The following is a 24278-nucleotide window of genomic DNA, read 5'->3' as shown; positions in this document are numbered from 1 at the left end:
CTCACTCGGGGCCGCTCTGCCCGCCCGGCGTGATCCATCAGAGCCGGCCCTAGGCTCGGGGCATGACCCAGACCCTGACCGAGCAGCTGTGGGCCGCCGTCGAGCCGGTCTACGCCAAGATCCTCGACCACCCGTTCCTGGCCGGCCTGACCGACGGCACGCTGCCCCGCCCGGCCTTCCGGCACTTCGTGGTGCAGGACTCCCACTACCTGCGGGACTACGCCAGGGCGCTGGCGGTCTGCGCGGCCAAGGCGCCGGGCGAGGCCGAGGTGCGGGCCTTCGCGGACGACGCGATCGGCGCGCTCGCCGCCGAGCAGGGCATGCACGCCGAGTTCCTCACCGCCTTCGGCGAGACCGCCGAGCAGGCCGCCGCCGAGCCGGTGCTGCCCACCACCCGCGCCTACACCAGCTACCTGCTGGCCACCGTCTACGGCGGCTCGTTCGCCGAGGCGGTGGCCGCGGTGCTGCCCTGCTACTGGGTCTACGCCCGGGTCGGCGAGCAACTGCTGGCCCGTTCCTCCCCCGACCCGCTCTACGCCCGCTGGATCGCCGTCTACGGTGACGAGGCGTTCCAGTCCGTGGTGCGCCGGGTGCTGGCGCTCACCGACCGGCTCGGCGAGCAGCTCTCGGAAGCGGAACGGGGGCGGGTGTTCGAGCACTTCACCACCACCACCCGCTACGAGTGGATGTTCTGGGACGCGGCCTGGCGGGGCGAGCAGTGGCCGGTGTGACCGAACCGGCCCTCAGGTAGGGGCCGACCCGAGGGGTGTCCCTCAGGGCTTTATCCGGGTTCTCTCGGGGGCGGAATCGCTCGTCACCGCTGCTCGGCACTCCTACGATCGAAGTATCGAAAGCGGACAGGGTGCGGCACCGCAGAGCCGACCCGAACGGGAGACAGAGGTAACGGACATGGCTGGGATCTGGAAGTCGCTGCCGGGCTTTGTGCGCAACATCGTGGTGCCGATCATCGTTCTGGTGATCGCCTTCAACATCATCGGTGCGGTGTTCGGCCTGATCGGTGCGCTGGTGGGATTCGCGATCAAGGCCTTGGTGGTGGTCGGCATCGCGGCGGCGGTGGTGATCCTGGTGAAGAAGGCCGCCCGAGGCTGACCCTCCCCGCACCCTCCGCTTAGGCGCCCGCCCCCAGTTGGGGCGGGCGCTCGGCGTTTGTGGTGAGCCGTGGCTGTGACGAGCCGCTGCCCGGGGGTGTGACAGCTGTCATGAGGAGCTCCGCACAGATTGCACTGACGTCCGGTCAGTTCCAGCTGCGATTCTTGATCACGTCAAGGGACGCACGGGGGAAGGAACCACCGAGATGAGCACCGCAGAACTGCCGGCCGGCTCCACCAAGACCCGCAATCCGCTGCTCGACGCGCTGCTGCCGCTGGCCGTGGACGTCGTGGTGCCGCTGGGCACCTACTACGCGGCGCGGGCGTTCGGGGTCGGGATTGTCCCGGCCCTGATCATCTCCAGCGTGGTCCCGGCCGTGCGCACCGTCTACGGGCTGGTGCGATCGCGCCGGGCCGGAGCCGGGAGCAGGTCCGGTGCCGGCCTGGCGCCGCTGATCCTGGTGGTGAACGTGGTGGGCCTGGTGACCACCTTCATCACCGGCGACCCCCGGCTGATGATCGCCAAGGACGGGCTGGTCAGCAGCGCGATCGGGATCGGCATCCTGGTCTCGGTGGTGCGCGGCCGGCCGGTGATGAGCGCGGGTCTGCGGCCCTTCCTGACCAAGGGCGACGCCGCGCGGGAAGCCGCCTGGGAGGCCCTGCGGACCGGTTCCGGGCAGGTCGCGACCGCCGGCTCGGCCGCGTTCCGCCGCAGTGAGCTGGCCCACTCGGTGGTCTGGGGCGTGGCCCTGGTGCTGGAGTGCGCGGCCCGGGTGGTCGGTGCCTACACCCTGCCGCTGGCCACCATGGCCTGGCTGCCGACCGTGCTGCTGATCGGCGCGATCGGGGTGGCGAGCATGGTCAGCGGCCCGTGCACCGAGCGGATGAAGAAGCTGATGGACCAGCAGATCAAGAACGGGGAGTGAGCATCATGACCGGCAAGCCGATACGTGGGCGTGGCATCAACTACGACACCGGGTTCGCCCCGATGGGAGACCTCTCCCGGCCCCGGTTCGACCCCGCCGAGGTCGCCGAGGAGCTGCGGGTGATCGCCGAGGAGCTGCACTGCACGGCGGTGCGGATCTCCGGGGGCCTGCCGGAGCGGATCGAGCTCGCGGCCGAGTCCGCCGCCGCACACGGCCTCGAGGTCTGGTTCGCGCCCTTCCCCTGCAACATGACGCTGGATCAGCTGGTCCCGTTCTTCCTGGACTGCGCGCGGCGGGCCGAGCGGATCCGCCGCTCGGGCGCCGAGGTGGTGCTCGTGCTGGGCTGCGAACTCAGCCTCTTCGCCGAGGGGTTCATCCCCGGCGACAGCTTCGCCGGCCGGATGGCCGCGCTGGCCGCACCCGACCGGACGCCGCTGGTCGGCACCGGGGACCGGGTGAACGCCTTCTTCGCCGGACTGCTGCCGAAGGTGCGGGCCGAGTTCGGCGGCCGGATCAGCTACGCCTCGGGCGTCTGGGAGAAGCCGGACTGGTCGGGCTTCGACCTCGTCGGGGTGGACGCCTACCGGGACGCGGGCAACGCCGACCACTTCCGGCAGCTGCTGGCGGGTGCCTTCGAGCACGGCAAGCCGGTGGCGGTCACCGAGTTCGGGTGCTGCGCCTACCAGGGCGCGGGCGCCCGGGGCGGGATGGGCTGGGCGGTCGTGGACCACGAGACCGAGCCGGCGCGCATCACCGAGCCCCTGGTCCGGGACGAGCAGGAGCAGGTGCGGTACCTGCGGGAGCTGCTCGCGGACTTCGAGGAAGCGGGGGTCGACTCGGCGTTCTGGTTCACCTTCGCGCACTTCGAGGCCCCGCACCGGCCCGAGGACCCGGCCCACGACCTGGACCTCGCCAGTTACGGGGTGGTGGCGATGCTGCCCGAGGGCGGCCGGCAGCCGAAGGCGGTCTTCGCCGCACTGGCTGAGGCCTACCAGCGCTGACTCAGCCGCCGCAGGCGGGTTTCGGCCCGTCAGAAGCCGAACGCGGCCGCGCTCGGTCCCTCCGGGGGGAGGGATCGGTCGCGGCCGCGTTCTCCGTGTGCCTGACGGCCGTTCAGCTCACTGCGCGTCCTGCAGCGGGATCGACTGCGACGCGGGCTTGGCCGGCTTGGCCTCCTTGGCCTCCTCGCCGGTGCCCGGGTTCATCGTGCCGAGCAGCTGGCGGGCCAGCCCGAGACCGGTGCCGCCCATGGTGAGCGCCTTGGCGAACATCTCGCCCATGCCCTCGGCGCCGTTGAGCAGCACCATGTGCTCCACGTTGCCGAAGGCGTCGGCCCCGGCCCGGACGATCTCCGGCCAGTTCTCGGCGAGTTGCTGGGCGACCACGGCCTCCTGGTTCTCCGCCAGCGCGGCGGCCCGGGCCTTGATCGCCTCGGCCTCGGCCAGACCGAGGGCGCGGGCCGCCTCGGCGGCGGCCAGACCCTTGGCCTCGGAGGCGGCGGCCTCGGCCTGACCGGTCGCCCGGGTGGCCTCGGCGGCGGCCAGACCGCGGGCCTTGGTCGCCTCGGCCTCGGCCTGCGCGGCGATCTTGACCCGGTTGGCCTCGGCGCCGGCCTTCAGCTCGGTCTCCTTGGCCTGCGCCTGGGCGGACGAGATCCGGGCGTCGCGGTCGGCCTCGGCGTGGGTCCGGACCTCGTAGGCGCGGGCGTCGGCCGGCTTGCGGACCTCGGCCTGCAGCTGCTGCTCCTTGCGCAGACCCTCCAGCTCGGCGACCTTGGTCTCCTGGACCACGACCTCCTGCCGGGAGGCGGCCTCGGCGAGCGGGCCGGCCTGCAGCGCGCGGGCCGCGGCGGTGTCCATCTCGGCCTGGTAACCGGCCTGCTGGATGCCGGAGTTGCGGGTGGCCTCGGCCTTGCGGGCGGACGCCTCCTGCTCGGCCTCGGTGGCCTGCCGGTCGGCCTCGGCGGCCGCGATGCGGGCGTCCCGCTGCACGGCGGCGGCGTGCGGCGCGGCCAGGTTCTTGATGTAGCCGGTCGGGTCCAGGATCTCCTGGATCTGCAGCGAGTCGATGATCAGGCCGAGCTTCTCCATCTCGGTGCCGGAGGCCGCCCGGGTCTCACCGGTGAGCCGCTCGCGGTCGCGGATCATCTGCTCGACCGTCAATCCGCCGACGATGGAGCGCAGATGACCGGCGAACACGTTGTGCACCCGCTGGCCCATCTGCTTCTGCTGGTCCAGGAAGCGCCGCGCGGCGTTGGCGATCGACACCGTGTCGTCGCCGACCTTGAATATCACCACGCCCTTGACCCGTACCGGGATGCCCTGCGAAGTGACGCACTCGACGTCCAGCTCGGCCTCGTTGAGGTCCAGGGACAGCTTGCGCACGGTCTGGATGCCCGGGGTCACCAGGGTCCCGCGGCCCGTGACGATCCGGAACCCGAGCCCCTCGCCCACACCCTCGGTGCGGTGCTTGGAGCCCGAGATGATCAGTGCCTCGTTCGGCTCGGCGACTCGCCAGCAGAGCTTGAAGAGCACGATCAGAAGAATGACGGCGGCGACGACGGCCCCCGCGATGATGCCGATCAACATCGGCTGCTTCCCCCTTCAGGGCACACCGCTCCGTGGCTGCGCTCGGTTGTGCAGGATTGCGCGGAACGCGGTGGCGAGTGGAGATTCTGCGCTTGATCCATTCGGTTGGGAATACCGGGGCGGCGTGTCGCCGATGTTGTCACTCAGAGGTGACAAAGTGCGGACCCGCTGCCCCTGCACCGCGCCCGCCGGCCGGTGCCGCGTCAGCCCGTGGTCGGGGCCACGAAGACGGTCCGCGGCGGCTGGTACTCGACCACCACCACCGGTGTCCCGACCGGCAGTTGGTCGCCCGGCACCGCCAGGTAGGCAAGGAAGGCCTCGGTGCCGACCCGCTCCGGTACGTGCACCATCACCTCGCCGACCAGCCCTTCGCCGACCCTGCCCGTGACCCGTCCGCTGTACCCGATCACCGTTGCGTCCCCCCGTCGCTGCACCTTCGCCGTCCGTCGGCGAGCTCCCAGTGTGCCCCCGGGCACCGACGGCTGCCCAGGGCAGGGCCGCCGGCTCGCCGACCGCACCCCCTCTGGACGCTCCGCCGGAGCGCCCGTTACCGTGGTGAGGTCTTCAGGCAGGCACTTCCGCCTGCCGAACGGGAGCTCGGAGCACCGGGCTGAGAGGGCGCTGAACGATCCGTCGACGGACGGGCCGACCGCTGCGCCGACCGCAGGAACCTGACCGGGTAATGCCGGCGTAGGGAGTAGAAGGTCTGATGACCAGTTTGGATGACGCACGTCCGGCCACCACCGAGGACCGGACCGCAGTCAGCAGCGCCGCCACCGGGTACCCCACCCCGGCCTGGCGCAAGGCCTACCGCCAGGGCTCCCGCCCCGATCTGCGGGTCCCCTACCGCGAGGTGCACCTCACCAACGGCGCCACCGTGCCGCTGTACGACACCTCCGGGCCGTACACCGACCCCGACCACCAGCCCGACGTGCGCCGCGGCCTGCCCGCGCTGCGCGACTCCTGGATCCGCCAGCGCGGCGACGTCGAGGAGTACGACGGCCGCGAGGCGCGGCCCGAGGACGACGGGATCAAGCACACCTCGCCGCGCGGTGGCGACCTGCGCAACCTGGACGCGGTCTTCCCCGGCCGCCCGCGCCGCCCGCTGCGCGCCCGCGACGGGGTGGCGGTGACCCAGCTCGGCTACGCCAAGCGCGGGATCATCACCCCCGAGATGGAGTTCGTGGCGCTGCGCGAGGGCCTGGAGCCGGAGTTCGTCCGTGACGAGCTGGCCCGCGGCCGCGCCGTGATCCCGGTGAACGTCAACCACCCGGAGGTGGAGCCGGCCATCATCGGCACCAACTTCCTGGTCAAGATCAACGCCAACATCGGCAACTCGGCGGTCACTTCCTCCATCGAGGAGGAGGTGGAGAAGATGACCTGGGCCACCCGCTGGGGTGCCGACACCGTCATGGACCTCTCCACCGGCCGCAACATCCACACCACCCGCGAGTGGATCCTGCGCAACTCCCCGGTGCCGATCGGCACCGTGCCGCTCTACCAGGCGCTGGAGAAGGTGGACGGCCGGGCCGAGGAGCTGAGCTGGGAGGTCTACCGGGACACCGTCATCGAGCAGTGCGAGCAGGGCGTCGACTACATGACGGTGCACGCCGGCGTGCTGCTGCGCTACGTCCCGCTGACCGCCCGCCGCAAGACCGGCATCGTCTCGCGCGGCGGCTCGATCATGGCCGCCTGGTGCCTGGCGCACCATCAGGAGAACTTCCTCTATACCAACTTCGAGGAACTCTGCGACATCCTGCGCGCCTACGACGTCACCTTCTCGCTGGGTGACGGCCTGCGCCCCGGCTCGACCGCCGACGCCAACGACGAGGCCCAGTTCGCCGAACTGCAGACCCTCGGCGAGCTCGGCCGGATCGCGCGGGCCAAGGACGTCCAGGTGATGATCGAGGGCCCGGGCCACGTCGCGATGAACAAGATCAAGGAGAACATGGATCTCCAGAAGGAGATCTGCGACGAGGCCCCCTTCTACACCCTGGGCCCGCTCACCACCGACGTGGCGCCCGGCTACGACCACATCACCTCGGGCATCGGCGCCGCGATGATCGCCTGGTGGGGCACCGCGATGCTCTGCTACGTCACGCCCAAGGAGCACCTGGGCCTGCCCAACCGGGACGACGTCAAGACCGGCGTGATCACCTACAAGATCGCCGCCCACGCCGCCGACCTCGCCAAGGGCCACCCCGGCGCGCGCGACTGGGACGACGCCCTCTCCGACGCCCGCTTCGAGTTCCGCTGGGAGGACCAGTTCAACCTGGCCCTCGACCCGGAGACGGCTCGCGCCTTCCACGACGAGACGCTGCCCGCGGAGCCGGCGAAGACGGCGCACTTCTGCTCGATGTGCGGGCCGAAGTTCTGCTCGATGAAGATCTCGCAGAAGATCCGCGACGAGCACGGCGACGGGTCCAGTGCCGTGAGCTCCGAGTTCGACGCCGAGGCGCTGGCGGGCATGGCGGAGAAGTCCGCCGAGTTCGCGGCCCAGGGCAACCGGGTGTACCTGCCGCTGGCGGACTGACAGCTGAAGCGCCGACCTGGGGATCTCCACCTTCAGGTCGGCGCTTCGCTGTTCCGTGCGGCCGGTGCAAGGACGGTGCAAGGGCGGTGTACCCATCCACCCCGCCGGGGCCTCGGCGCGTCAGGAGGAGCTCTCCGACGGCTCGAACCACACGCTGGTCATGGGTGAGTGGGTGGTCCAGCCCAGCGTGGAGTAGAGCGCCTGCCCGTCAGGGGTGCCGACGAGCACGCCGGTAGTGGCGCCGGCTGCGTGGGCAGTGTCCTGCAACGTTCGCATCACCAGGCCACCGAGCCCGCGACGCCGGTGTTCCGGGGCGGTCTCGATCTGGTCGATGACGGCGCTGCGGCCGGTCGGGGCGACCTGGCCGCGGGCGGCGAAGTGCCCCTCGGAGGTGCGGACCAGCACGCGGGTGACGCCGCCCCGGGTCCAGCGGGTCAGGGTGTAGCCGGCCGGAACTTCGGGCCGCTCGGGGGCGAGCGGCACGGTCATCAGGAATGCGACCTGGTCGAACTGCCAGCCGGGGCCGAGCCATGGCCGGACGACGCCCTCCGCCGCGAACAGCTTCAGCCACGTCCCCGGCGCACTCGTATCGGCCACGATCTTGCGCACCTCTGCCTCGCCGGGAGCGGGCAGCACATGCCGCGACACGTGCGTGGCCTGCCCCATGTCGATCGTCCAACCCCATGGCTGCTCGATCGGATCGGACGCGCCGCGCGAGACGATCCAGCCGTCAACCCACATCCGTACGAGCTCGCCAACCGTGACGTCGTGCACTGCCGCCCCCTAGTATGTAATAGGTGCAACGCTACCGCATCACTTACGGGTGATGTGGCCGGCGGCTCTCGGTCAGCCGATCCTGCTTGATCCGCCGGGCCGTTGTCGACGCGGCTGCCCCGTTTGCCCCTGGCGCGACCTGCTCCTTGCGAAAGCTCTCAAAGTCTCTCCTGTTGTGGGTAGTTGGTGGTTGAATCGCTGCGCGGGGGCAGCCGGGGAGGCGGCATCGCTATGCGCGAGATCGAGGTTCGGGGCGGGAGTTGGTCTCACGCGGCAACTACTCTCCCAGGCAGCGGGGCTGGGCGTTCCTGAGGAGTAGGCCCGCTGGTGGACGCGCTTCTGGCGACAGTCGAGGACGGTCCGCCGCCGCAGGACGCACCGACAGGCGGCGGTACCGGGGCGGCCTGAGATGGCGCGTCCGCTTGAGGGTCCGTTCAGCGCTCCGTCCAGCACGACCTTGCGGTTCGCCGAGGTCGCCGCCCAGGGCAACCGGGTGTACCTGCCGCCGACAAACTGACGGTCGTTCATCGTTGGACCTGCTCTGGGGCTGGAGGTGCTTCACGGAGCAGGTCCGCGGGTGTTTGACGGTCATGCGGGCGCGCCGGCGAGCACGCCGGTGGCGCGGTCCGCCGTGAGCACACCGAGGATGTAGCCGTCGTCGTCGACGACGGGCCAGACCGCCAGGCGCTTGATGCGCATCGCGAGCGCGGCCAGGGTCAGACCCATGGTCGGCCAGGCGAACGGGCCGCGCTGGTGCGAGGTGGCGCTGATCGCGGTCCGCTCGGTGTACCAGGAGCTGGCAAGGAACGGGTGGAGTCCGGTGCGGGTGACCAGCCCCTCGCAGCGGCCGTTGTGGTCGCGGACGAGCAGGTACTCGACGTGGGCGCTGTGGAGGATGTCGTTGGCCCGGTCGACGGTGTTGTCGTCGGCTATCTGGTAGTCGCAGGTTTCCATGGCGTCGGCGACCGTGAGGCCGTGGTCGCGCTGTGCCGACTGCGGTGAGTGAGTGGTCACGGTTTTCACCGTTTCCCGTCTCCGGCTGCCCGCTCGGGGGCCGCCGGGCTGTCCTTCACCCAGAACGAAGCCGGAACGAGTACCGGAATGCGGGATGCCCTGGATGTCTTCGAGGCTACTCCGGTGGCGGGCGGCCCCGGGGAAGGGCGCTGCGGAGTACGTTGGGAGACAACCAAGGACATTCCGTACACCGGCATCAGCGTCGACGTCGCCCTGGGTCATGATTGGTCCCTTCGCGGACCAGACGGGCGGCTCCATATGATGCCGACTCTCTTCTTCCCTGCCCCTGCCGGGCCGTGGTCATCGGCCGATGAATCGCTGCTGCCGCGGCTGGTACTGGAGCCGTCGATGTCGCGTGAGGGTGTCTTCGACGGTGCTTGGTGGCCCCGCTCGAACCACCTGGTCGGCGAGCTGCCGGACTTGATCACCGCGCTCGGTGCCCACTTCGGGCGCATCATCCGGGTCGGCCTCGACACCACGGCCTGGGAGGGCGTGCCCCGGTCCGTCGTGGTGAACAACCTGATGATCAGGATCAACTGGTTCACCGGCAGCGACGCGACGATCAGTCTCACACGGGGCTTCCAGGACCACTTCCTGCTGCTGGTGGTGCCGCCCGGCACCGACCCGGCCACAGCCGCCTCGGCGATGGCCGGAGCCGCCACGACCGGAAACCACACCCCGGCAGCCGAACTCCTGCTGGTTTGATGACCGATGGCCGGCATCGGGACCGGCCGCGGCTACATCGCGGACATCCGGTCCTCCCAGCCGTCGTTCGCCCTCTTCAAGGACGGCGAGCTCGTCTACTTCATCCCGCGTCACCGCATCGAGGCCCGCGACCCGCAGGCGGTGGCAGCCGACCTCACCGCGGCGTTCGACGAGTTCGGCGAGTAGGCCCGGCCGGCCGTTCCGGGTGAGTGATGCCCCGGAACGGCCGCCCAGGCAGGGGCAGTTCAGCTACCCGGTCACGCGGCCTCCAGGGCGCGCCGGATGACCGCCGAGCCGTGCTCCATGGACTCGGCGATCGGTGCGGCCAGGGCGTCGGGGAGGACGTCGGTGTGCCACACGAATCTCGTCCGGCCGTCGGCTTCCGGCAGCGCCTGCATGGAGGCGTGGTGGTGGGACGGGTGGAGGCTGCCGCCGATGACCGTGTAGGCGACCCGCATCGCCTGGTGGTCGAGGTCGACGAGCCGTTCGAGGACGATCGTGCCGTCGGCGAAGGTGACGGTGCGGGTGTCCGAGTTCAGATGGGTGTCGATGACGAACCCGGGTGCGAGGCGCTCGTGTACCGCGCCGTAGTCGCTGAGCACCGCCCACACCACCTCGGGGTGGGCGTCGATGATGAGTTCCTTGTGGATCGAGGCCATGGTGATCGACTCCCGGTCAGGCTGAAGCGAGGCAGAACAGGTGGCCTTCGGGGTCGGCGAGAACGGTCCACTGGTCCCCGCCGGGCTGGAACTCGGGCTTGGCCGCTCCCGCCGCGAGCAGTTCCTGCACCGCGATCTCCGGGTCGGCGACCGTGAAGTCGAGGTGGGCGTGCTTGGCGATGTCGGGCCAGCTCGGCCCTCGGTAGTCGGCGATCCGCTGGAAGGCCAACTGGACTGTCCCCTGGCCCAGCTGGACGAAGTCGTCGTCGGCCTGCCCGATGTCCCAGCCGGTGAGCTTCCGGTAGAAGTCGGCGAGCGCCCGGGGATCGGCGCAGTCGATGGTGATCGCGGTGAGCTCTGCGTGGACGGCCATGGATGGTTCCCTTCGTGTCATCAAGTGCCCCAAGGATCCGGGGTGATGGCCATGACGGTCTTGAAGATCCTTGCGGGCCGTTCTGTCGTACCCGGCGGCTACCGTTCGCGGCATGCTCTCGGCTTCCACCCTCGCCGCCCGGCCCGAGTTCACCGTGGCCGTGGTGGGGTGCCGTTCCGATCACCTCCGCTGGTCGGAGCCGGAGACCCGTGATGACCACCGCCTGGTGCTGGTGCGGCGCGGCAGGTTCCGGCGCCGGGTCGACGGCGCCGAGGCCGATCTGGATCCGACCATGGCCTACCTGGGCGCACCCGGTGAGGAGGAGCGCTTCGCGCACCCGGCCGGCGGCGACCTCTGCACGTCGGTCAGTTTCAAGCCCGCCCTGCTGGGACGCCCTCCCACTGCGGCGACCGTCTACGTGGACGCACGCGTCGATCTCGCCCACCGCCGTCTCGTCGCCGCCGCGGGCACCGGCGACGTCGACTACGCGCTGACCGAGGAACTGCTGCGCCTGGTCGCGGCGGCGGCCGGTGAGCCGTCCGTCCAGTCGCGTCCGCGTCCGCGTTCGCAGCCGGCCGATCGGGCGCTGGCTGCCGCGGCGCGGGAGGCGATCACCGAGGAGGCGGCGGAGGCGGCGGGGCTGTGTGGCCTGGCCGCGCTGCTGGAGGTGTCGCCCTACCGGCTCAGCCGGGTGTTCTCCCGGGAAACGGGTGTCTCCCTGACCCGCTACCGCAACCGCGTCCGCGTCACCCGGGCCATGGACCGCATCGCCGAGGGCACACCCAGCCTCGCCGACCTGGCCGCACAGCTCGGCTTCGCCGACCAGGCGCACCTGACCCGCACCATCCGCGAGCACGTGGGACACACGCCGACCGCGCTGCGCCGACTGCTCGCGCCGGGGGCTGGGCCGGGGGATTGCCGCAGGTCGCCCGACCTTCGACGCTAGCCGGGGCGGATCCCGGCTGGTTACGGTAAGAGCAGGGTCCGATGCCGGTCCTCGCGCACAGAGCCCCACCAGGGCGGTGCGGCGAAGGCAGGGCTCGGCCTCGGGAAGTCTTCGGGCCACGCGGACTGGGCTGAGCCGGGCATCCGGGACCCAAGAGGAGGCCGTTATGGCCACCACGGTCAACCGTGCCGAGATCGAGGCCGACATCAAGGAGACGCTGGGCCTCGTCCCGCACTTCTTCACCAAGATCCCCACCGAGCTGCTCGGGCCGGAGTGGGAGATCTTCAAGCGGATCGAACTCGGCGAGACGCTGATCCCGAACAAGTACAAGGAACTGATCGGGGTCGGGCTGCACGCCGAGACCAAGTGCCGCTACTGCTCCCTGTTCCACACCGAGGCCGCCAAGCTCTTCGGCGCCACCGACGAGGAGATCCAGGAGGCCGTCCACTACGCCAAGGCCAGCCTCGGCTGGAGCGCGTACATCAACGGCATGCAGGAGGACTACGACCAGTTCGAGGCCGAGCTGAAGCAGGTCACCGACTACGTCCGCGCCAAGGCCGCGTGATGCAGCTGGAGAGGGTGCGGCCGATGGTGCTGCGCGGCACGTTCCACGCCTACGAGCTGGCCGCGCTCACCGCGGCCGCGCGGTACGTGGTGGAGTCCGCGCCCGCCGACATACCGGCGGAGTCGCTTGAGCAGCTGGCGAGTGTGCTGGCCGACTACGACGAGCAGGTGCGGAGCCTGTCGGCCCCGTCCGAGGCAGCCGAGGGGAGCTAGTATTACGTGGTAGAGGTAATACGGGATACCGGAGGCCCGAGGTGCGACTCAACAGCAAGGGGCAGGTCACCATCCCGGCGGAGCTTCGCGAGAAGTGCGGCTTGCGCCCTGGGGACGAGGTGGACGTGGTCGAGGAGGACGGCGGCCTGCGGATAGTGCGCCGGGTCGGGGAGGGCACGCGCGGACAGCGGTTGGCACGGCGAATGCGGGGCAGCGCTGCCGGGGGGATGACCACCGACCAGATCATGGAGCTGCTGCGTGGTGAGTAGCCGGCTGCGGCTGGTGGACCAGCACAAGGACAGGACGGTGACCCTCGTCGACTCGTGCGTCCTGCTGGATCTCATGACGGATGACCCCACCTGGGCCGACTGGTCCGAGGCCGAGCTGGCCAAGGCACAGGACGAAGGGCCGGTGGTGATCAACCCGATCGTCTACGCGGAGGTCTCGGTGGCGTATGCCGCGATCGAGGACTTGGACGCCGTGTTGCCGGTCGAGGACTTCACCAGGGAGCCATTCCCCTACGAGGCGGGATTCCTGGCAGGGAAGGCGTTCTTGCAGTACCGCAGGCGCGGTGGACGGAAGACCGCGCCGCTGCCGGACTTCTACATCGGTGCCCACGCGGCGGTCCGGGGCCATCGGCTGCTCACGCGTGATGCCACCCGGTACCGCACCTACTTCCCGACCGTCGAGCTGATCTGCCCGTAGCCGGTCCGCTCGACCGGGCGGTGGGGCCGGGAGCACCGTCCCGGCCGCGCCGCCGGTCAGCTCAGCCGCCGGTCACCTGGGGCCACAGCGGGCCGCCCTCCACCACTTGCCGGCCGATCCTCCGGCACCAGGCCTGTTCGGTGCCGTCCTCGTCGCGCCAGGACCACAAGCGGGTGGTGGCCAGGCGGAGTTGGCTGAGTTCGGTGAAGCCGACGGCGCCGTGGAGCTGGTGGGGTGCGGGCTCAAGCGGACGGGCGGTGGCCGATCTCGGCGAAGACCTCGTCGGTGTGTTCGCCGATCCGCGGGCAGTGCCGGTGCAGGCGGGCCGGGGTGGTCTGGAAGCGCACCGGCTCGCCGATCAGGTGGTAGGCGCCCTCGCTGGGGTGCTGGGCCGTCCGCAGCAGGCCGCCTTCGGTGGCGTAGGCGCTGTTCGCGGCCTCCGCCAGGCTCAGCACCGGGGCGGCCGGGATGCTGGCCGAGTCGCAGAACGCCTGCCACTCGGCGGTGCTGTGCCGCGGGGTGAACTCGGCTGCCAGCAGATAGAGTTCGTCGGCGTTGCGGGCGCGGTCGGGGAGCGTGCCGAAACGCGGGTCGTCGGCCAGTTCCGGGCGGCCGACGAAGGCGAAGAAGTCACGCCAGTTGCGGTCGTTGTAGGGCAGGATGCACATCCAGCCGTCCGCCGTGCGGGCCGCCCGGCGCTGGGAGCTGAGCGCCCGCGAGTAGCCGATCGGGCCTTCCGGCGGGTCCAGGGTCGCCGCTGCCAGGTGCTCGACCAGGTTGAACGCCAGCATGGTGTCGGCCATCGGCACCTCGACGTGCTGCCCCTGGCCGGTGCGGTCGCGGTGGTGCAGCGCGGCCAGCACCGACTGCGTGATCACCAGGCCGCAGATCTTGTCGGCGAGCACGGTGGGGACGAAGTACGGGATGCCGCTGACCTGTTCGTTCAGCCACACCAGGCCGGAGGCTGCCTGCACGATGTCGTCGTAGGCCGGGCGGCTGCCGAGTGCGGAGTCGCTGCGGAAGCCCTGGGCGTTGAGGTAGACCAGGCCGGGGTGGCCGGCCGCCACGTCCTCGTAGCCCAGGCCGAGGCGTCGCAGGGCCTGCGGGCGGAGGTTGGTGATGAACACGTCCGCGGTCGCGATCAGGGCGAGGAGTGCGTCGCGGCCGCCCGGGGCCTTGAGGGTTGCTCAGCTACGTCGCCGCCGACCTCTGCCTTGCGCTCGCGCCCGAGCAGGTGCGCACCCTGGGGATCCCCGGGGTGACCTACCGCCCGCTGCGCGGCGACTCTCCGTACCTGGAGACCACGGTCGCGGCCATCCACCGCTCGGGCTCCCCGGACGCCGCGGTGCGGGAGGTGCTCGGGATACTCACCGCCCTTTGACCCGCCGCACGGCGGTCACCTCCCGCAGGCTACTGATGCGTATGGCGTTTCGGCCGCCTCTGGTGGATACGTAGAAAAGCCGTACAGGGACCGGCGCTGCTATATTCAACATGGCTATTGGTCTTATATAGCGGAGGTCAGTATGACTGTGACAACCATAGACCTGGATGATGACGCGCTGGCGAAGGCTCTGCGCTTCTCCGGCGGCGCCACCAAGAAGGAAGTGGTCAACGCTGCGCTGCGCGAGTACGCCGAGCGCCATGAGCGGGCAGCCCAGCGGGCTCGGCACTTCCAGGCCGCGCAGCACTGGGACTACGAGGGTTGGCATCAACTCCGTGAGGCCGAGAAGCGGGTCGAGGAGTGATCCGCTACCTCGCGGACTCCACCGCCATCTGGCGGCTTTCGCGCGAGCAGCACCTGAACATCGCGTGGGGCGAGGACATCGACCTGCGAGTCATCGGGTCCTGCGCTCCTCAGCGCACCGAGTTCCGTCGCTCCGCTCGCAACCGGGTCCACTACGAGCAGATGGGCGAGATGTTCGCCGACCTCTACCCGGATGTGCCACTGCCGAAGAACGTCTGGGGATGGGTCGAATCGGCGCAGTTCCGGCTGGCCCAGGCCGGGGGCGCCGTCCGTGCGCTGTCCACCGTTGACCTGCTGATCTGTGGCACGGCGGCCCATCACGGGCTGATCGTGCTGCACGACGACAACGATTTCGTCACCGCGGCGGGCGTCCTGGCGGATGTATCTCAGTGCAGTGTCCGCGATATTCCTTTTCGGTGAATTGCCGTCAGGCATCCTTGCCAGCAGATCACTTCTCACCGACCCGCGCGAACACCCGGTCCCGCAGCGCCGGCAGCGCGTCGATCGTCCGCAACGCGCCCTTGAAGACGCTCCGCCCCACCCGGCTGCCGCCCGCGAACTGGTCGGCGGTGCGCCGGGATGCGCGGACGGCGGCGAAGCCGTAGCCGCGCATCCGGTGCTCGTAGTCGCCGATGGCCTGCAGTAGCGGGAGGGTGCCGCGGTGGGCGTCGGTGAGGGCGCGGCAGAGCGTGTCGGCGTCGCGCAGGGCGGTGTTGGCGCCGATGCCGCGCATCGGGGTCATGGCGTGGATGGCGTCGCCGAGCAGGGTGACCCGGCTCGGCGTCCAGGGGCGGATCGGCACGCTGGTGCGGATCGGCAGCAGTGAGACGGTGTCCGGGTCGGAGCGTTCGACCACCGTGCGCAGGTCGGGGTGCCAGCCGCGCACCAACTCGGCGACGACCGCGCGTAGTTCGGAGCCGTCAAGGGAATCCAGGCCGGGCGGGAACCGTTCGGTCCGCCTGCCGTACGCCCACATCAGGTAGCTCGCGGTGTTGTCGAACAGAGCCCCGGGGTCGTGGGTGGCACCGAAGCCGTCGGCGCGCGGGACGTGCTGCTCGGCGTAGATGTGCGGGGCGAGGAACATGCCGGCGTCGGCCGGCGGGATGACGTTGGTGGCGCCCGCGAACAGCCGGCCGTCGACGGCCCGGCGGTGCTCGGGAGTGAGCAGGTACTTGCCGGCGATGGTGCGGATGCCGGTGTCGACTCGCTGGGCGTGCGGCAGATACTGGTGCCGCACGGGGGAGTTGCCGCCGTCCGCGCCCACCAGCACGTCCGCGACGGCGGTGCTGCCGTCCGTGAAACGGCACTCGATCCGGCCGTCGGGGAGCTGCCGGTAGCCGGTGAAGGTCCGGCCGAAGTGCACGGTGTCGTCGAGCCCGGCGAGCAGCACCTGGCGCAGGGTGATCCGGCTGACCGAGTGGTGGGCGCGGACCGGGTCGGCCTGCTGCGGTAGCCGGATGCTGAGCAGGGTCTCCAACTGCTCGGTGCGCATGGTGAAGCTCTGCGCCCCGTGGTCCCCGGTGGTGGCGAGGAAGGCCTGCCACAGCTCGTCGGGCAGGCAGGCCCGCAGGGCGCGGGCGCCGTGCGGGTTGATGTGCACCCGGTAGCCCTGCAGGCGGTCGGTGGGGGTGCGGTCGCGCTCGTGGACGTCGACCTTGATGCCGTTCTTGGTGAGGCCCTGGGCGAGGGAGAGGCCGCCGATGCCGCCACCGATGATCGCGACGGTGAAGTCCCGTGTGTCGGTCATGCTCTGACTATCAATCAGTGAGTTGATTGTGTCAATCAGTTGATTGATTGTGCTCTGGCATCGACTGATACGCTCGACGGGTGACCCAGCAGCAGCGACGCCGCGCCCCCGAGGCCGGCCAGCGGCAACGCGACCCGGAGCGCACCAAGCGGCTCATCCTCGAAGCGGCCACCGCGGAGTTCGCGGCCCACGGCTACGCGGCCACCCGGATCAGCGACATCGCCGGCCGCGCCGGGGTGAACAGCCAGCTGATCTCGTACTACTTCGGCGGCAAGGACGGCCTGCACCAAGCCGTGCTGCGCCAGTGGTGGGACGCCGACGCCCGGATCGCCGACCCGGCGCTTCCGCTGGGCGAGGTGGTTGCCGGATACCTGCGCTCCAATACCGAATTCCCCGAGCTGGGCCGCCTGTTGATCTGGTCCGGCCTCACCGGTGAGGGCACCGAGGAGCCCGGCCTGCGGGCCCAGATGCAGCAGCACCTGGACGACCTGCGCCGCCGCCAGGCCGCCGGGGAGCTCGCCGCCGACCTCGACCCGGCCTACGTGCTGGTCGCTCTCTTCGCCGCCGCCTCTGCCCGGCTCGCCTTCCCGCACATCGCCCGGGCCGTCACCGGCCTGGAGCCCGACTCCCCCGAGTTCACCGACCGCTACGCCGACCAACTCGCCCGCATCGTGGAGCGCTTGGCGGACTGACCGGTCATGGCTCCAAGAGCGCGAGGGTGCCGGTGACTGTGCGTAGCAGGGTGGGGGCGTCGGCGCCGGTGCGGGAGTGGAGGTTGACGCCGTAGGCGAGGAGGGCGAGGGTCTCGGCGGCGGTGTCGGGGGCGACGTGCGGGGCGAGCTGGCCGGCGCGGCGGGCGGTTCGCAGGGCGGTGTGCAGGGCGTCGCGGAGTTGGCGGTGGTGCTCGGCGAGGAGGGCCAGGACCGCCGGGTCCTGGTGTTCGCCGCCCAGGTGGGCGTTGACGACCATGCAGCCCCAGCCGGCGTGCTCGCCGGAGCAGCGCACCTCGATCAGTCCCGCGAAGAAGTCCCGCACGGCGGGCAGGCCCCGGTCGTCGTCGGCGAGGTGGCGGAAGGCGGGTTGGGCGCGGTGGTGCAGGTAGCGGCGGATGGCGGCGAGGTAGAGCTGCTGCTTGCCGCCGAAGGTGGCGTAGAGGCTGGAGCGGTTCAGTCCAGTGGCGGCGACGACGTCCTGGATCGACGCCTCGGCCGCGCCGCGCTGCCAGAACAGCTTCTCGGCGCGCTCCAGCGCGAGCTCCGGGTCGAAGTGCTTGATGTCGGGCATGTCGGACCGCTCTCGGGTACTTGAAATGATTGTTCCAAGATAGTCCTTGACGTGGGGTCTGACGAATCATCATCCTGGAACGACTGGTTCAAGTTCATGGATCACGACACCCGAGCACGACGCTCCATCAGAGAAACGGCGGCACCTGTGAGCCTTCACGAACAGCTGCGTGGCGTGTACGAAGACGGACGCCGGAGGATTCCGGCGGAGCTCGCCGAGATCATGGACCGCAACGGGCGCGAGCTGGCCGCCTCCGGCCTCGCGGAGCGCGCACTCGGCGTGGGCGCCCCGGCCCCGCGGTTCACGCTGCCCGCGGCCACCGGGCGGCAGGTCGCCCTGGACGAACTGCTCGCCGACGGGCCGGTGGTGCTGACCTTCTACCGCGGCGCCTGGTGCCCCTTCTGCAACCTTGCGCTGCGGGCCCTCCAGGAGCACCACGACACGATCACCGCCCGCGGCGCCCGCCTGGTGGCCGTGTCGCCGCAGATCCCCGACGAGAGCCTGACCCTGGCCGAGAAGGAGCAGCTGGCCTTCGACGTGCTCAGCGACCTCGGCTCGGAGGTCGCGGCGCGGTTCGGCATCGCCTTCGACCTCTCGGACGAACTGGGCGGCCTCTACGACCAGTGGGGCTTCGACCTGGAGCGCGTCAACGCCGGCCACTCCCGCACCCTGCCGCTGCCGGCCACCTTCGTGATCGACCGCACCGGCGTCATCCGCTGGACGTTCGTGGCCGCCGACTACGCCGTGCGCGCCGAGCCGGCCGACATCCTGGCCGCCCTGGACGCGCTCGGCTGAGCTGTGCCGTGGGTCGATTGTCGAGGACTCGTCACCGAGGAAGGCACGGCAGGTGACGGCTGCTCAGTAGCCGGTGGGGCGCACCAGGCCCGTCTCGTAGGCGAAGACCGCCGCCTGGGTGCGGTCGCGCAGGCCCAGCTTGACCAGGATGCGGCTGACGTGGGTCTTCACGGTCTGCTCGGCGACCAGCAGGGTGGCGGCGATCTCCGCGTTGGACAGGCCCTGGGCGATGAGGGAGAGCACCTCGGTCTCGCGTTCCGTCAGGTCGCCGATGCGGTCCTTGAGCGGGGCCTTGGGGGCGCTGGTGGTGCGGGAGAACTCGGCGATCAGGCGCTTGGTCACGCTCGGCGCGAGCAGCGCCTCGCCGGCCGCCACCACCCGGACGGCCTGGGCGAGTTCGGCGGCCGAGGCATCCTTGAGCAGGAAACCGGAGGCGCCCGCCCGGAGGGCCTCGTAGACGTACTCGTCGAGGTCGAAGGTGGTCAGCACCAGGACCTTGACGGTGGCGCCCGGCGGCTCGGTGATCAGACGGGTGGCCTCGATGCCGCCGAGCTCGGGCATCCGGATGTCCATCAGGACGACATCGGGGGCGAGTTCGGCCACCTTGGCGACGGCGTCGCGGCCGTCCACGGCCTGACCCACCACCTCGATGTCGGGCTCGGCGTTGAGTAGCACGGTGAAGCCCTGACGGATCATCATCTGGTCGTCGGCGATCAGTACGCGGATGTCGGTCACAGGGCGTCCTCAAGGGTGTCCGTAGCGGGAGTGGCGGTGCTGGGCAGGACGGCGGTGACTTCGTAACCGCCGTCCGGGGTCGGCCCGGTGGCCAGCTCGCCGCCCACCATGGCGATCCGCTCGCGCATGCCGAGCAGGCCGTGCCCGCTGCCCGGGCTGGGCGAGGCCGGGCGCTTCGGCGGGCTGTTGACCACCCGGAGGGTGAGGCCGCCGGCCTGGTAGCCGAGCTCCACCCGCACCGCGGCATCGGGCGCGTGCCGGATCGCGTTGCTGAGCGCCTCCTGCACGATCCGGTACGCCGAGAGGTCGACCCCCGGGGCCAGCGGGAACGGACGGCCGGTGGTCTCGGTGCTGACGGTGAGCCCGGCGGCGCGCACCTTGGCGAACAGCTCGTCCAGGCGCGCCAGGGTGGGCTGCGGGGCGTGCCGGGCGGCCTCCGGGCCGGCGTCCTCCGCGCGCAGCACGCCGAGCACCCGGCGCAGTTCGGTCAGCGCCTCGACGGCGCTGCCACGGATGCCCGCCAGGCTCTCCTTCAGCTCGTCGGAGGGATTCTCGGCCAGGTGCACGGCGACCTGCGCCTGCACCGAGATCACCGACATGTGGTGGGCGACCACGTCGTGCAGCTCGCGGGCGATCCGGCTGCGCTCCTCCAGCAGGGTGCGCCGGGCCCGCTCGTGGGCGTTGAGCTCCTCCTGGGCGATCAGTTCGTGGCGGGCCTCCTGGCGGCCGTGCAGTGCGGCGCCGAGCGCGGTGGCGACGAACTGGAAGACCACCATCGGCTTGCCGTTGCCCGGTTGGGCCAGCAGGCCGACGAAGACGTCCATCAGGAGGCAGGCCGCGAGCATTTCGACCGCCACGCGCAGTCGGACCTGCAGGGCCAGCAGGAACAGCAGGATGGCCTGCGTGACCAGCAGCACGGTGGTGAGTGCCATCGGCCCGGCGGAGCCGGCCCGCCAGCAGTAGGGCGCGACCACCAGCATCACCAGCAGCGAGATCCACCAGGCTCGGTGCGGCCGGAACAGCGCCACCACCAGCACGGACGCATTGAGGAAGGCGAGCGGCAGGCCGAGCGTAATGCCCATGCCGTAGCCGAAGACGAGCATGTTCGTCTGGGCGATGCCGAGGAGGACGGCGATCAGCACCACCGGTACCACTATCGCCGGGAACCAGTCCCCGCCCAGCCGCCTGGTGCGCGGCGCCCGTGTGACGGCCTGCGTCCACAGGTCATCGCGCAGGTTGTGCGGCAGCGCCCGCAGTGCGGCTGCCCATCGTTCGGTCATGTCCCCCCGCTTTCCAAGATCCACCTTAGGCATGCGGCACCGCCGGCGACAGGGTCCGAGCGGCCACGGCCACGGCCGTGGGACGGTCCGGCTCTTGGCCGCGATCCGGCTCGGGCGTGCGGCTCCGCTGCCGGCGGTCCCGCTCATGGCGGCGGTCCCGCGCCTGGCCGTGGTCCCGCTCAGGGCGGCGGCCCCGCTCATGGCCGTGGAAGGCGGCCCAGCACCCGAGCAGTGCCAGCGCGAACACCGGCAGCCAGGCCAGCCGGGCGAGCACCCAGCCGGCGCCGTCGGGTGCGGTGTGCAGGCCGGGTAGCGGTCCGGCGACGCACAAGCCGATCACGGTGACCGCCATCATCGCGGTCTGGTGCCAGAGGAAGACCGTCATCGCGAACAGGTTCAGCACGGCGACCGGCGCCCACGCGGCCGGGCGCCGCATCAGCCGCCGCAGCGGGCCGAGCAGCAGCAGCGCCGCGCCGCACTGGGCGAGGCCGAAGGTGACGGCCGCCAGGGTGACCGGGCCGAGGTTGGAGAGGCCGGAGCCGGGCACCCCGACCATGGCAGCGGGGTAGCCGGCCCACCGGACCAGTCCGGCGGTCGCGGCGGCGCCGCCGAGCAGCAGCACCCAGCCGGTGGCGCGGCCGCGCAGCTCGCCGCGTGCCCAGGCCGCGCCCAGGCAGTACGGGACCAGCCAGCCGGCCGCCTCGTTCAGGTAACCCAGTGCGGCGGGCCCGCCCAGCCCGAACCGCGCGGCGTCGACCAGCACCACGACGGCGAGCGGCCACCCCGGGTGCAGCCTGCCGACCAGCGGGGTCGCGGCGGTGAGCGCGGCGAAGACCAGCAGGAACCAGAGCGGCGAGACCGCCAGCCTGGTCAACGTGCACACGGTGCTCCAGCCGACCCCGGCGACGAGCATGGCGACCGCCGCCGCGCTCCATACCGCCAGCAGCACGGCCACCGGCCGGAACAGCCGGGTGAGCCGGGTGCCGAGCCACTGCCGGTAGCCGGTGCCGCTGGCCCGGGCCGTCCGGTAGCTCCGCTCGGCCACCAGGCCACCGGTCAGGAAGAACACCGCCAGGGTCTGGAACAGCCAGGAGACCGGGGTGAATTGGGGCAGCCGCTGGAGCGGGCTGGCGTCCAGCAGGTCGCCGCTGTCGGCGACCAGCGCGGTCACCAGCCAGTGCCCGAGCACCACGCCGAGGATGGCGAGGGCCCGCAGCGCGTCCACGGCGCGGTCGCGGTCCGGGGAGGTCGCGGCGTCGATCCGCCGCACCAGCTCACGCATCGCGGCCCGCCGGAGTGCCTGCCGGGGCGGGGGTCTGGCCGAGCACGATCCGGGCGATGCCGGTCAGCGCGGGGCTGCCCGGCTTGAAGTAGTCGCTGTGGCCGCCGCTGCCGGCCGCGAAGACCCGGGCGCCGAACCCGGGCGAGACCGGGTCGGTGCCGAACCCGACCGTGGTGAAGGGGAGTTCGAGCTTCAGATGGGGCACGTCGGCGATCCAGTCGGTGGCGCCCCGGCCGGCCCAGACGGTGGCCTTGGTGTGCAGCGCGGCGACGTCGTCGTAGCCGGTGCCGGGGCTGCCGAACAGCACCAGATCGGAGACGTCCAGGCCGGAGGCGGCCCGACCGCAGACCACGGACCCGTAGGAGTGGCAGAGCACCGAGAGCCGGCTGCCGGGCCGGGCGGCGCGCAACTGGGCGACGAACCGGTCCAGTTCGGGTGCGGCCCGGTCGGCGCGGTCGGCGGTCAGGATCGCCGGCTCCTTGGTGCTGGGCGTCTTGTAGCCGAGCCAGGCGATGACGGCGGATCCGTCGCCCAACTGCCGCTGGAGCGCGGCGGCGTCGGCCCGCAGCCGTGCGTAGCTGTCGAAGTCGGTGTCCGCGCCCGGGACGAGCACGGCGATCCGCTGGGCCGTCGCCAGGTCGCCGAAGACCTCGCCGCTGCGGCCGCCGTCCCGGCCGTCGAAGAACAGGAACTGCCGTGCCGGGTCCGCCATCTCCGTCAGCGCGGTGGCCCGCCCCTGGTCGCCGTGGGCCGCCGCCATCCGCTCGGCCGCCACGATGTCGGTGCGGGTGGCGGCGTACCGCTCGGCGAGCGTCGCGGTGCTGACGCCGCTCAGCGCGGCCGGAGCTGTCGGAGCGGGCGCGGGCACGTCCGCCGGACCGGCCGCCCCCATCGCCGGAACGGCCAGCGCCGCGGTGACGAGCGCGGCGGACAGGGTTCGTCGCAGACGGCTGCTGAGCGGACGAAGGCGGGGCACCATGGCGGATGGTCCTTCCGGGGCCGGAGGTCTCTTGCGTTTCCGACCCTGAACTTATGGATCCCGCTCGGTGGTTGGCGTCCCGCTGCGGAGGGCTCTGTGCGGGTAGCTCTCAAGTACTACGGGTGCTACGGCGCCGGCTTTGGCCGGGCCGCTGATTCGTTGAGGATTCGTCACCACAAAGGTGGAGACATCTTGTGTGCGGACCGGGTACTGTGCGCGATCGTCCGAACATGATGCTTATCTGATCCTTATGTGAGAATCTCTGTGAATCTCGACTTCAGCGCTCAGCCGCTGTTCTCCTGGTATGTGGTGCTGCTGCTGGTCAGCGGGGTGGCCATGGTGGCCATCGGGGTGCTCAACACCGGTGGCGCGCTGAGCGCCGGGTGGCGGGCGTTCAATGTGCTCGCGGGTCTGGGCTTCGTCGGGTACGGCATCTACCTGGGGTTCATCTCCCAGAGCGGGTCGTACATCATCTTCTTCAAGGCGTTCATCCTGCCCGTGGTGCTGATCGGCCGGTGGGTCCGCTCACTCGGTGCCCGCAAGAACGTGCAGCAGCCGGTGACCGCCGCCCAGTACCAGCAGGCCGCCGCCTACCAGCAGCAGGCTCAGGCCAACCCGTACCAGCAGCAGGGCCAGCCCAACCCGTACCAGCAGGCCGCACAGCCGGCCCAGCCGCAGCAGTCGTACGACCCCAATCGCTGACCCGCAGTCAGAAGCGGTTCAGGACAGCGCGTCCTCGGTGAGTTCGAGGTACTGCGCCAGCCGCTGCCGGTTCTCCACCAGCCGCAGCGCCAGGTGGCGCAGCTGGATGAGGTCGGCGGGGCTGAAGCCGGCGAAGAGGCTGGCGATGGCCCGCTGGGCGGGTTGGCGGTAGGCGTCGAGCCAGCCGCGCCCGCTGGGGGTGATCCTGGCCGGCGGGGTGGCCGGGTGCTCCGGGTCGGGGATCCGTTCGACCAGGTGGTGCCGCGCCAACTCGTCGAGTGCGGCGGTGATGTCGTGGGTGCCGAAGCGGGCGGTGTGGCCCAACTCGGCCATCGGCAGTGCCTCGCCGCTGGTGGCGTTGAGCCGGAGCAGCAGGTCCACTGCTCCGGCGCTCAGCGAACGGCCCTTGGCGTCCCGCAGTCGCATCTGGTCCACGGCGTGGTGCGCGGCGCAGACCGCGGCGGCGGCCTCCAGGTCCAGCGTCTCGTCGCTCAGTGTGAACTCGGCCATCACGGTTCTGACGGTCGGGTCGAAGAGGCAGTCATCGGCGTCGTGCGCCAGGGTGCTCTGGGGCGCCAGCGGAGACTCGTGTACCTGCTTCATAATGAAGTCATACTTTAG

32 protein-coding genes and 1 riboswitch are annotated in these 24278 nt (G+C 71.1%); of the genes, 18 read left to right on the top strand and 14 right to left on the bottom strand.

The window, feature by feature from the left end; all coding sequences use genetic code 11:
- The first annotated feature begins 62 nt into the window (after window positions 1-62).
- The 4 genes from tenA to P3T35_RS17840 all read left to right on the top strand — a co-directional run bounded on the left by tenA (window position 63) and on the right by P3T35_RS17840 (window position 3036).
- Window positions 63-731: a thiaminase II gene (gene tenA, locus P3T35_RS17855; RefSeq protein ID WP_101380608.1), complete on the top strand. Its 669-nt coding sequence runs from the start codon at window positions 63-65 to the stop codon at window positions 729-731.
- 178 nt (window positions 732-909) lie between these two features.
- Window positions 910-1110, top strand: coding sequence for a DUF5326 family protein (locus P3T35_RS17850; RefSeq protein ID WP_101380607.1), 201 nt, complete (start codon window positions 910-912; stop codon window positions 1108-1110).
- A gap of 205 nt (window positions 1111-1315) precedes the next feature.
- Window positions 1316-2035: a VC0807 family protein gene (locus tag P3T35_RS17845; RefSeq protein WP_101380606.1), complete on the top strand. Its 720-nt coding sequence runs from the start codon at window positions 1316-1318 to the stop codon at window positions 2033-2035.
- A gap of 5 nt (window positions 2036-2040) precedes the next feature.
- Complete coding sequence (locus tag P3T35_RS17840) at window positions 2041-3036, top strand: hypothetical protein (protein WP_280706673.1); 996 nt, start codon at window positions 2041-2043, stop codon at window positions 3034-3036.
- Between the two features lie 117 nt (window positions 3037-3153).
- On the opposite strand, the gene P3T35_RS17835 is transcribed toward P3T35_RS17840, so the two are convergent.
- On the bottom strand, window positions 3154-4623 hold the full coding sequence (locus P3T35_RS17835) for a flotillin family protein (RefSeq protein WP_101380605.1): 1470 nt from the start codon (window positions 4621-4623) through the stop codon (window positions 3154-3156).
- Window positions 4624-4826: 203 nt separating this feature from the next.
- Window positions 4827-5033, bottom strand: a complete 207-nt coding sequence (locus tag P3T35_RS17830; protein WP_101380604.1) for a hypothetical protein — start codon at window positions 5031-5033, stop codon at window positions 4827-4829.
- Window positions 5034-5202: 169 nt separating this feature from the next.
- Window positions 5203-5337: riboswitch (TPP riboswitch) on the top strand.
- Here P3T35_RS17830 and thiC point away from each other — a divergent pair.
- Entirely contained in the window at window positions 5333-7156 is a 1824-nt protein-coding gene (thiC, locus tag P3T35_RS17825) for a phosphomethylpyrimidine synthase ThiC (protein ID WP_101380603.1), read from the top strand. (Overlaps the previous riboswitch by 5 nt.)
- Window positions 7157-7276: 120 nt before the next feature.
- On the opposite strand, the gene P3T35_RS17820 is transcribed toward thiC, so the two are convergent.
- Window positions 7277-7930: a GNAT family N-acetyltransferase gene (locus tag P3T35_RS17820; RefSeq protein ID WP_280706670.1), complete on the bottom strand. Its 654-nt coding sequence runs from the start codon at window positions 7928-7930 to the stop codon at window positions 7277-7279.
- Between the two features lie 588 nt (window positions 7931-8518).
- Window positions 8519-8944, bottom strand: coding sequence for a CBS domain-containing protein (locus P3T35_RS17815; protein WP_101380601.1), 426 nt, complete (start codon window positions 8942-8944; stop codon window positions 8519-8521).
- Window positions 8945-9031: 87 nt separating this feature from the next.
- Between P3T35_RS17815 and P3T35_RS17810 the strand changes: the two genes are divergently transcribed.
- Window positions 9032-9649: a DUF5994 family protein gene (locus tag P3T35_RS17810; RefSeq protein WP_348533419.1), complete on the top strand. Its 618-nt coding sequence runs from the start codon at window positions 9032-9034 to the stop codon at window positions 9647-9649.
- A 6-nt stretch (window positions 9650-9655) separates the two neighbouring features.
- Window positions 9656-9835 carry a BrxA/BrxB family bacilliredoxin gene (locus P3T35_RS17805; protein ID WP_107503353.1) on the top strand — a complete coding sequence of 60 codons (180 nt, stop codon included), beginning with the start codon at window positions 9656-9658 and terminating at the stop codon, window positions 9833-9835.
- Window positions 9836-9906: 71 nt separating this feature from the next.
- Here the strand turns inward: P3T35_RS17805 and P3T35_RS17800 are convergent, their stop codons facing one another.
- Both P3T35_RS17800 and P3T35_RS17795 read right to left on the bottom strand, forming a co-directional pair.
- Window positions 9907-10308, bottom strand: a complete 402-nt coding sequence (locus tag P3T35_RS17800; RefSeq protein WP_101380599.1) for an SRPBCC family protein — start codon at window positions 10306-10308, stop codon at window positions 9907-9909.
- A 16-nt stretch (window positions 10309-10324) separates the two neighbouring features.
- Complete coding sequence (locus P3T35_RS17795; protein WP_101380598.1) at window positions 10325-10681, bottom strand: VOC family protein; 357 nt, start codon at window positions 10679-10681, stop codon at window positions 10325-10327.
- A gap of 112 nt (window positions 10682-10793) precedes the next feature.
- Between P3T35_RS17795 and P3T35_RS17790 the strand changes: the two genes are divergently transcribed.
- The 5 genes from P3T35_RS17790 to P3T35_RS17770 all read left to right on the top strand — a co-directional run bounded on the left by P3T35_RS17790 (window position 10794) and on the right by P3T35_RS17770 (window position 13109).
- Entirely contained in the window at window positions 10794-11627 is an 834-nt protein-coding gene (locus P3T35_RS17790; RefSeq protein WP_101385040.1) for a helix-turn-helix transcriptional regulator, read from the top strand.
- A 166-nt stretch (window positions 11628-11793) separates the two neighbouring features.
- Entirely contained in the window at window positions 11794-12192 is a 399-nt protein-coding gene (locus P3T35_RS17785) for a carboxymuconolactone decarboxylase family protein (RefSeq protein ID WP_101380597.1), read from the top strand.
- Window positions 12192-12404 (top strand): hypothetical protein, encoded by a 213-nt coding sequence (locus P3T35_RS17780; protein WP_143676817.1) that lies wholly within the window; start codon window positions 12192-12194, stop codon window positions 12402-12404. Before P3T35_RS17785 ends, P3T35_RS17780 begins: the two co-directional genes overlap by 1 nt.
- A 41-nt stretch (window positions 12405-12445) precedes the next feature.
- The gene (locus tag P3T35_RS17775) at window positions 12446-12673 is read left to right on the top strand and encodes an AbrB/MazE/SpoVT family DNA-binding domain-containing protein (protein ID WP_101380595.1); all 228 of its coding nucleotides are present in this window, start codon (window positions 12446-12448) and stop codon (window positions 12671-12673) included.
- Window positions 12663-13109: a type II toxin-antitoxin system VapC family toxin gene (locus P3T35_RS17770; RefSeq protein WP_101380594.1), complete on the top strand. Its 447-nt coding sequence runs from the start codon at window positions 12663-12665 to the stop codon at window positions 13107-13109. The genes P3T35_RS17775 and P3T35_RS17770 overlap by 11 nt, the downstream gene beginning before the upstream one ends.
- Window positions 13110-13351: 242 nt before the next feature.
- On the opposite strand, the gene P3T35_RS17765 is transcribed toward P3T35_RS17770, so the two are convergent.
- The gene (locus P3T35_RS17765) at window positions 13352-14236 is read right to left on the bottom strand and encodes a CoA transferase (RefSeq protein ID WP_280706664.1); all 885 of its coding nucleotides are present in this window, start codon (window positions 14234-14236) and stop codon (window positions 13352-13354) included.
- A 56-nt stretch (window positions 14237-14292) separates the two neighbouring features.
- On the opposite strand from P3T35_RS17765, the gene P3T35_RS17760 reads away from it, so the two are divergent.
- The 3 genes from P3T35_RS17760 (at window position 14293) to P3T35_RS17750 (ending at window position 15273) form a co-directional block, all read left to right on the top strand.
- Window positions 14293-14490, top strand: coding sequence for a hypothetical protein (locus tag P3T35_RS17760; RefSeq protein WP_180356469.1), 198 nt, complete (start codon window positions 14293-14295; stop codon window positions 14488-14490).
- Window positions 14491-14632: 142 nt separating this feature from the next.
- The gene (locus tag P3T35_RS17755) at window positions 14633-14854 is read left to right on the top strand and encodes a type II toxin-antitoxin system VapB family antitoxin (RefSeq protein WP_101380592.1); all 222 of its coding nucleotides are present in this window, start codon (window positions 14633-14635) and stop codon (window positions 14852-14854) included.
- Entirely contained in the window at window positions 14851-15273 is a 423-nt protein-coding gene (locus P3T35_RS17750) for a VapC toxin family PIN domain ribonuclease (protein ID WP_101380591.1), read from the top strand. The genes P3T35_RS17755 and P3T35_RS17750 overlap by 4 nt, the downstream gene beginning before the upstream one ends.
- Before the next feature lie 28 nt (window positions 15274-15301).
- On the opposite strand, the gene P3T35_RS17745 is transcribed toward P3T35_RS17750, so the two are convergent.
- On the bottom strand, window positions 15302-16600 hold the full coding sequence (locus P3T35_RS17745; RefSeq protein ID WP_101380590.1) for an NAD(P)/FAD-dependent oxidoreductase: 1299 nt from the start codon (window positions 16598-16600) through the stop codon (window positions 15302-15304).
- An 80-nt stretch (window positions 16601-16680) separates the two neighbouring features.
- Here P3T35_RS17745 and P3T35_RS17740 point away from each other — a divergent pair, with 80 nt between their 5' ends.
- A complete protein-coding gene (locus P3T35_RS17740) occupies window positions 16681-17292 on the top strand; it encodes a TetR family transcriptional regulator (RefSeq protein WP_101380589.1) in 612 nt (203 codons plus the stop codon).
- A 4-nt stretch (window positions 17293-17296) separates the two neighbouring features.
- On the opposite strand, the gene P3T35_RS17735 is transcribed toward P3T35_RS17740, so the two are convergent.
- Window positions 17297-17884: a helix-turn-helix domain-containing protein gene (locus P3T35_RS17735; RefSeq protein ID WP_101380588.1), complete on the bottom strand. Its 588-nt coding sequence runs from the start codon at window positions 17882-17884 to the stop codon at window positions 17297-17299.
- Window positions 17885-18031: 147 nt separating this feature from the next.
- On the opposite strand from P3T35_RS17735, the gene P3T35_RS17730 reads away from it, so the two are divergent.
- Window positions 18032-18679 carry a peroxiredoxin-like family protein gene (locus P3T35_RS17730; protein ID WP_280706660.1) on the top strand — a complete coding sequence of 216 codons (648 nt, stop codon included), beginning with the start codon at window positions 18032-18034 and terminating at the stop codon, window positions 18677-18679.
- 63 nt (window positions 18680-18742) lie between these two features.
- Here P3T35_RS17730 and P3T35_RS17725 read toward each other — a convergent pair whose 3' ends face one another.
- Genes P3T35_RS17725 through P3T35_RS17710 form a run of 4 tightly spaced genes read right to left on the bottom strand, consistent with a single transcriptional unit; the run spans window position 18743 to window position 22955 of the window.
- Window positions 18743-19414, bottom strand: a complete 672-nt coding sequence (locus P3T35_RS17725; protein WP_101380586.1) for a response regulator transcription factor — start codon at window positions 19412-19414, stop codon at window positions 18743-18745.
- A complete protein-coding gene (locus P3T35_RS17720; RefSeq protein WP_101380585.1) occupies window positions 19411-20694 on the bottom strand; it encodes a sensor histidine kinase in 1284 nt (427 codons plus the stop codon). The genes P3T35_RS17725 and P3T35_RS17720 overlap by 4 nt, the downstream gene beginning before the upstream one ends.
- Window positions 20695-20719: 25 nt before the next feature.
- Window positions 20720-21976, bottom strand: a complete 1257-nt coding sequence (locus P3T35_RS17715) for an acyltransferase (protein ID WP_101380584.1) — start codon at window positions 21974-21976, stop codon at window positions 20720-20722.
- The gene (locus P3T35_RS17710; RefSeq protein ID WP_101380583.1) at window positions 21969-22955 is read right to left on the bottom strand and encodes an alpha/beta hydrolase; all 987 of its coding nucleotides are present in this window, start codon (window positions 22953-22955) and stop codon (window positions 21969-21971) included. Before P3T35_RS17710 ends, P3T35_RS17715 begins: the two co-directional genes overlap by 8 nt.
- A gap of 252 nt (window positions 22956-23207) precedes the next feature.
- Here P3T35_RS17710 and P3T35_RS17705 point away from each other — a divergent pair, with 252 nt between their 5' ends.
- Complete coding sequence (locus P3T35_RS17705) at window positions 23208-23657, top strand: hypothetical protein (protein WP_143676816.1); 450 nt, start codon at window positions 23208-23210, stop codon at window positions 23655-23657.
- An 18-nt stretch (window positions 23658-23675) separates the two neighbouring features.
- Here P3T35_RS17705 and P3T35_RS17700 read toward each other — a convergent pair whose 3' ends face one another.
- The gene (locus P3T35_RS17700) at window positions 23676-24260 is read right to left on the bottom strand and encodes a MarR family transcriptional regulator (protein ID WP_101380581.1); all 585 of its coding nucleotides are present in this window, start codon (window positions 24258-24260) and stop codon (window positions 23676-23678) included.
- Window positions 24261-24278 lie beyond the last annotated feature (18 nt).

This window comes from Kitasatospora sp. GP30, assembly GCF_029892145.1.
GTDB lineage: Bacteria > Actinomycetota > Actinomycetes > Streptomycetales > Streptomycetaceae > Kitasatospora > Kitasatospora acidiphila.
This window is presented reverse-complemented; position numbering and strand designations above follow the sequence as displayed.